Origin of the sequence: Streptomyces phyllanthi (genome assembly GCF_009377205.1) — a bacterium.
Lineage (GTDB): Bacteria > Actinomycetota > Actinomycetes > Streptomycetales > Streptomycetaceae > Streptomyces > Streptomyces phyllanthi.
The window spans coordinates 1-2,568 of record NZ_VJZE01000769.1 but is presented as its reverse complement, the minus strand read 5'-3'; the positions used below and the strand labels follow the sequence as shown (position 1 = coordinate 2,568).

The following is a 2,568-nucleotide window of genomic DNA, read 5'->3' as shown; positions in this document are numbered from 1 at the left end:
GTTCGCGGATGTATCGGACGGGTGACCGGGTGCGGTGGCTGCCGGATGGGCGGCTGGAGTTTTTGGGCCGGGCTGATGGCCAGGTCAAGGTGCGTGGTTACCGGATCGAGCCGGGTGAGGTGGAGGCTGTGCTGGCCGCGCACCCCGGTGTCCGGTCGGTGGTGGTCACCGCTTGGGGTGAGGGATCGTCGGCGCGGCTGGCTGCCTACCTGGTGCCGACCGACCCGGCCGAGGGCATCCCGGCGGCGGACGAACTGTGTGCGTTCGCGGCCCGGCGCCTGCCGGAGTACATGATTCCTGCCGTCTTCACCGAGCTGGCCACCCTTCCGCTCACCCCCGCGGGGAAGGTCGACCGGGCGGCGCTCCCGGCGCCGGAGCAGAACCGCCGGGAGCCGGAGCACGACGTCGCCGTCCCGTCCGGAGCGACGGAGGAACTGCTTGCGGGAATCTGGGCCGAGCTGCTCGAAATGGACCGGGTCGGCGCCGAGGAAAACTTCTTCGCGCTCGGCGGGCACTCACTGCTGGCCACCCAGATGATGTCCCGGGTGCGGGAGGTGTTCGGAGCCGAGGTGCCCCTGGCCGCGCTGTTCGACCACTGGACGGTGCGGAGTCTCGGCGGGGTGATCGACGAGACCGCGCGGGGGCTGGTGGCTCCGCCGGTCAGCCCGGTGTCGCGGGACCAGGTGTTGCCGCTGTCGTTCGCCCAGCAGCGGCTGTGGTTCCTCGACCAGCTCCAGCCGGGTTCGGTGGAGTACGTCCTGACCGCGCCGGTGCATCTCGGACAGGACGTGGACGTGGCCGCGCTGACCACGGCCCTGGGCGCCCTGCTGGCACGGCACGAGGTGCTGCGGACCCGGTTGGTGGCCGGACCGGACGGAGTGGCCCACCAGGTGATCGACCCGCCCGGTCCGCTCGCACTACCGGTGACCGACCTGTCGGGTGCCGCCGAACCACGGCGGATCGCTGAACAGCTGGTGATGTCGGACATCGCCGCCCCGTTCGATCTGGCGGCCGGCCCGCTGGTCCGCGCGTGCCTGATCCGTCTGGGTGAGGCCGGACACGTACTGGCGCTCACCATGCACCACGTGGTCTTCGACGAGTGGTCCGCCCAGGTGCTCCGCCGGGACCTGCTCGCGCTGTACGAGGCGTTCCGGACGGGCGAGCCGGACCCGTTGCCGCCGCTCGCGGTGCAGTACGCCGACTTCGCGGCCTGGCAGCGGTCTTGGCTGGCCGGGGACGTCCTGGAACGGCAGCTGGCCTACTGGCGGGAGCGGCTCGCCGGACTGCCGGTGCTGGACCTCCCCCTGGACCGGCCGCGGCCCCCGGTGCGGTCCAACGCCGGAGCCGTGGTTCCGTTCACCGTGCCCGCCGACGTCTCCGACGCGCTGCGGGCGGTCGCCCGCGAGAGCAGCGCGACGATGTTCATGGTGCTGCTGGCGGGATTCAGCGTGGTGCTGGGCCGGTATGCGGGCACCGACGATGTGGTGGTCGGATCACCGGTGGCCAACCGGAACCGGGCCGAGACCGAGGACCTGATCGGGTTCTTCGTCAACACGCTCGTCATGCGCACCGACCTGTCGGGCGACCCGACGTTCGCCGAGCTGCTGGGCCGGGTGCGCGAGACGGCGCTGGGCGCCTACGCCCATCAGGATTTGCCGTTCGAGCAGCTGGTGGACGCGCTGGTCACCGAGCGGGACAGGTCCCGTACCCCGCTGTTCCAGGTGCTGTTCGACTACTTCGGGCACGAGGGCCCGGATGACGACGCCGCGCCCCAGGACGCCGACCTGGGCGGGGTGTTGGCGAAGTTCGACCTGCGGCTGATCGTGAGCGACGGTGGCGCCGGCGGGCTGATGGGGATGGTCGAGTTCAGTACGGCGCTGTTCGACCGGAGCACGGTGGAGCGCATGGCGGGCTACCTGTGCACGGTGCTGGCCGCGATGGCCGCTGACACCGCCCGCCCGCTGACGCGGGCGTCGATGCTCACCGCCGACGAGCGTGCGCGGTTGGTGGGTGCTGGGGGTGGTCCGGTGGTGGCCTGGCCTGTGGTGGGTGGGCCGGGTGAGCTGATTGTCGCGCGGGCGGCTGTGTGTCCGGATGCGGTGGCGGTGGTGTGTGGTGGGCGGTCGTTGACGTATGCGGGTCTGGTGGAGCGGGCCGGTCGTTTGGCGCACTGTCTGCGTGGGGCGGGTGTGGGCCCGGAGACGGTCGTCGGGTTGTGTCTGCCGCGTGGGGTGGAGATGGTGACGGCGGTGCTGGCGGTGTGGCTGGCTGGTGGTGCGTATCTTCCGCTGGATCCGGACCATCCGGCCGAGCGGCTGGCGTTCATGGTGTCCGACAGTCGTGCCGCGGTGCTGGTGGGTACGACTGAGCTGGTGGAGGATCTGCCGTTGCGGCGGGTCCGGGTGGTGGCCCTGGATGCTCCGGCGGTGGTGGCCGCGGTGGCGGTGGCTCCTGCGGGTTTGCCGGAGTTGTCGGGGGCCGGTCCGGACGGGCTGGCGTATGTGATCTATACGTCGGGTTCGACGGGTCGGCCGAAGGGGGTGCAGGTCACTCGGGGCGGGCTTGTCA

Annotated in this window: 1 protein-coding gene; it reads left to right on the top strand. The window is 71.5% G+C overall.

Going from position 1 to position 2,568, the window contains the following annotated elements; all coding sequences use genetic code 11:
- On the top strand, positions 1–2,568 hold a 2,568-nt coding region (locus FNH04_RS44610; RefSeq protein WP_152791937.1), incomplete at both ends, for a condensation domain-containing protein.